This window comes from Brevundimonas sp., assembly GCF_024711105.1.
In the GTDB taxonomy this organism is placed as follows: domain Bacteria; phylum Pseudomonadota; class Alphaproteobacteria; order Caulobacterales; family Caulobacteraceae; genus Brevundimonas.
In genome coordinates this window covers 1-3,592 of record NZ_JANJTL010000143.1, presented here as the reverse complement: position 1 = coordinate 3,592, position 3,592 = coordinate 1, and the positions used below count along the sequence as shown (strand labels likewise).

At 71.6% G+C, this 3,592-nt stretch carries 6 protein-coding genes; 3 read left to right on the top strand and 3 right to left on the bottom strand.

Annotation, left to right across the window (positions count from 1 at the left end):
* A partial coding sequence (locus Q0M60_RS11110) for a sugar nucleotide-binding protein (RefSeq protein ID WP_296819315.1) occupies positions 1–571 on the top strand: 571 nt, incomplete at its 5' end.
* Here the strand turns inward: Q0M60_RS11110 and Q0M60_RS11105 are convergent.
* Complete coding sequence (locus Q0M60_RS11105) at positions 568–981, bottom strand: YkgJ family cysteine cluster protein (RefSeq protein WP_296819313.1); 414 nt, start codon at positions 979–981, stop codon at positions 568–570. The genes Q0M60_RS11110 and Q0M60_RS11105 overlap by 4 nt on opposite strands.
* Before the next feature lie 94 nt (positions 982–1,075).
* On the opposite strand from Q0M60_RS11105, the gene Q0M60_RS11100 reads away from it, so the two are divergent.
* A complete protein-coding gene (locus Q0M60_RS11100; protein ID WP_296819311.1) occupies positions 1,076–1,570 on the top strand; it encodes a YbjN domain-containing protein in 495 nt (164 codons plus the stop codon).
* Here the strand turns inward: Q0M60_RS11100 and Q0M60_RS11095 are convergent.
* Entirely contained in the window at positions 1,551–2,375 is an 825-nt protein-coding gene (locus Q0M60_RS11095; RefSeq protein ID WP_296819308.1) for a CoA ester lyase, read from the bottom strand. The genes Q0M60_RS11100 and Q0M60_RS11095 overlap by 20 nt on opposite strands.
* Positions 2,372–2,908 carry an RNA 2',3'-cyclic phosphodiesterase gene (gene thpR, locus Q0M60_RS11090; protein ID WP_296819306.1) on the bottom strand — a complete coding sequence of 179 codons (537 nt, stop codon included), beginning with the start codon at positions 2,906–2,908 and terminating at the stop codon, positions 2,372–2,374. The genes Q0M60_RS11095 and thpR overlap by 4 nt, the downstream gene beginning before the upstream one ends.
* 123 nt (positions 2,909–3,031) lie before the next feature.
* Between thpR and Q0M60_RS11085 the strand changes: the two genes are divergently transcribed.
* On the top strand, positions 3,032–3,592 hold a 561-nt coding region (locus tag Q0M60_RS11085), incomplete at its 3' end, for a Bax inhibitor-1/YccA family protein (RefSeq protein ID WP_296819304.1).

The following is a 3,592-nucleotide window of genomic DNA, read 5'->3' as shown; positions in this document are numbered from 1 at the left end:
TATCGCCTTCTCCTCCACCAGCGTCCTGACCAAGGCGGCCTCCGCCGACCCCGCCGAGCGCGCGGTGGTCGAGGCCCTCGCGCGCGGCGAAGACGCGGTCCGCGCCTCCGGCGTCGACTGGACCATCCTTCGGCCCACCCTGATCTACGCCGAGGGACAGGACGGCAACGTCAGCCGCCTGGCTTCGCTGGCGCGGCGGCTGCCGGCCCTGCCGATCGCCGGGCGCGGCGAGGGCCGCCGCCAGCCCGTCCACGCCGACGACCTGGCGCAGGCCGCGTTACAGGCGCTCGATGCCCGGGCCACGGCCGGCCGGACCTATGAACTCGCGGGCGGCGAGACCCTGACCTACCGCCAGATGTGCGAACGCGTGTTCGAAGGCCTCGGCCGTACGCCGCGCATCGTCTCTGTTCCGCCCGCGCTGTGGCGGCTGGGGCTGACGCTCGCCTCGCCGCTCCTGCCCGGGGCCACGGGCGAGATGGGCGCGCGCATGGACCGCGACCTGGTCTTCGACGACGGCGCCGCTCGGGCCGACTTCGGCTGGAGCCCAGGGCCCTTCCGTCCGCGCTTCTAGGTCCGCCTGGCCTTCACCGGCGTGTCCGGCTCGCCCAGCCTGAGGCCGCGCTCACCGACCAGCACCAGCACCTCTCGCCCGCTCGCGGCCCATTCCCTCAGGGTCGCCTCGAACGGCGCCTTCTTCCAGGCCTGCGGCAGGGACGGATCGACCTCGACCAGGATGCGCCCCGCCTCCTGGTGCAGCAGAAATCCCGCCCGATCCGGCCGCCACTCGTCGCCCAGCTGCGGGCTCAGCAGCCAGCCGCAGTTGAATCCTGAGCACTCGGCGGGCCGGTCCGCATAGATGTCGCAGCCCCGTCCCCGCCGGAAATGGACGCACCATTTCCTGGGCGGCTTGCCGAGCGACGGGGCGCTCAGAAGCTTGCAGCACAGGCCGCAGGTCCCGCAGGTCTTGCCCGTCCCCGTCATCCGGCCAGCCTAGGCCGAGGCCGGCCGCGACCCAAGCGCGACTTGCAGCGCTCCGGCGCGCGTGGAATCAGTCGGATAAAGGGAGGACCTCCTCATGTTCCGTTTCGCCGCCGCGGCCGCCGCCGCTTCGCTCGACTTCGCCGGACCCGCGCTCGCCCAGGCCGTGCCCGAGGGCGGCCTGACCGCCGCCGAGATCCATGCCTGGCTCGTGGCCCAGGGCCTCGACGCCGAAATCAGCGCGGGCGAGCAGCCCATGGTCTCGTCCGGCGCGAACGGCGTGTCCTGGGACGTGGTCGGGTTCGACTGCGAGGCCGGGCGGTGCGGCTCGTGGCAGTTCTCGGCCGGCTTCCTGATGGACAGCATCGACCCGGAGGCCATCTCCAACTGGAACCGCGACCGGCGCTTCCTCAAGGCCTTCGCCTTTGGCCACGACGAGGGGGCCGCGGCCGTGGCCCAGTACGACGTCCTGATCGTTCCCGGAATGACCTACGAAGGCCTGACCGAGCACCTGATCCTGTTCGCGACCTTCGCGCCGGAGTTCGGCCGGTCGCTCGGCTGGACGCCCGAGACTACGCCGCCGGCCCAGTAAGCTCGAGGATGCGCCTGGCCTCGGCCAGGTGCAGCCGCTCGACCATCCGCCCGTCCACCCTCAGCACGCCCGCCGCCTCCGCGCCCGGCGCCGCATAGGCCGCGACCACAGCGCGCGCCCAGGCGACCTCATCCGGATCCGGCGTCCAGGCCGCGTTTGCGGCCGCGATCTGGCTTGGGTGGATCAGGGTCTTGCCGTCGAAGCCGAAGGCGCGGCCCTGTCGGCATTCCGCTTCGAACCCGGCCGTGTCCTGGAAGGCGTTGTAGACCCCGTCCAGCGCGGTGAGGCCATGCGCCCGCGCCGCCGTCACGGTCGCGCCCATGGCCGACCACAACGGCGCCCGGTCCGCCCCCGGCCGACAGCGCATCTCCGCCGCCAGGTCGTTCTGGCCGAGGACCAGGGCGCCCACGCCGGGCGCCGCGGCGATATTCGCGACATTCAGCACGCCCCGGCAGGTCTCGATCATGGCCCACACCGGCGCGCCGGCGGCCTGCCCCGACGCCTCCGCAACGACCGAGGCGTCGCCCACCTTGGGCAGCACCACGGCGTCGGCCCCCGCCAGCGACCGGAGGTCCGCCTCGCCCCAGGGCGTGTCCAGTCCGTTGATCCGGACCGCCGCAATCTTGCCGGTAAAGCCCGCAGAGAGGGCGGCGGCCGCCGCCGCGCGCGCGGCCTCCTTGTCCTCGGGCCCGACGGCGTCCTCGAGATCCAGCACCACCGCATCGCAGTCGAGCGTGCGCGCCTTCTCGACCGCGCGCGCATTGTTGGCGGGCATGAACAGCACCGAGCGCAGGCGAGGCGTCATCCCAGCGGGTACTCCCGTTCCAGCGTATAGGTCGAACCGCCATGGCCCAGCCGGCTCGAATAGAGGCCGAACCGGTCGACGCGGAAGGCCTCCATGCGCGTCAGATTGTGATTCCTGACCCAGGCTCCGACCCGCGACGGCTCCGGCCGGGTCAGATAGGCCAGGGTGACATGCGGCCGGTAGGTCCGGTTCGACGGCTCCAGCCCCGCGCGCCGCGCCGCCGCCTCGCAGCGGCCGGCCAGCACCTTCAGCCGCTCGTTCTCCTCTACCCCGACCCAGACGGCGTTCGACACGCCCCCGTCGCCGAAGTCGCCCGCCCCGTTCAGCGCCACCTCGAAGGCCGGCGACGTGACCCGCGACAGCTCCGCGTCCAGGTCGTCGGCGCGCCGTTCGTCGATCTCGCCGAAGAAGCGCAGGGTGACGTGAAACGCCTCCACCGGCCGCCATCGCGCGCCCGGCAGCCCCTTCTGCAGGCGCGTCAGTTGCTGGCCGATGTGCTCGGGCACGGCGACGGCGGCGAACAGGCGGATCATTTCCGGTCCTTACCAGAGCCCGGCGACCGCGTCCGGTTTCGCTTGCGAACCTTGGCCCCAGCCCCGATATTCAAAGGTGAAGCCCGCCCTTCGGACGGGCCCCATGGGAGACATGACCTCGCGATGAGCGACTTCAACAACGGTTTTTCCCGCCCGGCCCCGTCGCACGCGGACATGGCGGTCGACGCCGGCCTGCGCAGCTTCATGCTCGGCGTCTACAACAAGCTGGCTCTGGGCCTCGTGCTGGCCGGTGCCCTGGCCTGGACGGTCGGCAACGTGGAGGCTGTCCAGCAGCAGTTCTACACCACGGGCCCTGACGGCGCGCTGGCGATGACGCCGCTGGGCCTGGGCATCCAGTTCGCCCCGCTGGTGCTGATCTTCGGCTCCATGTTCCTGATGCGGCGCCCCACGCCGGTCATGACCAACGTCCTCTACTGGGCGGTGGTGGCGACCATGGGCCTGTCCCTGGGCTGGATCTTCCTGATCTACACCGGCGCCAGCGTGGCCACGACCTTCTTCGTGACGGCGGCCGCCTTCGGTGGCCTCAGCCTCTACGGCTACACCACCAAGCGGGACCTGGGCCCCATCGGCTCCTTCCTGATCATGGCGGTGATCGGCCTGATCATCGGCTCGGTCGTGAACATGTTCCTGGGCTCGCCGATGCTCTACTGGATCACGACCTTC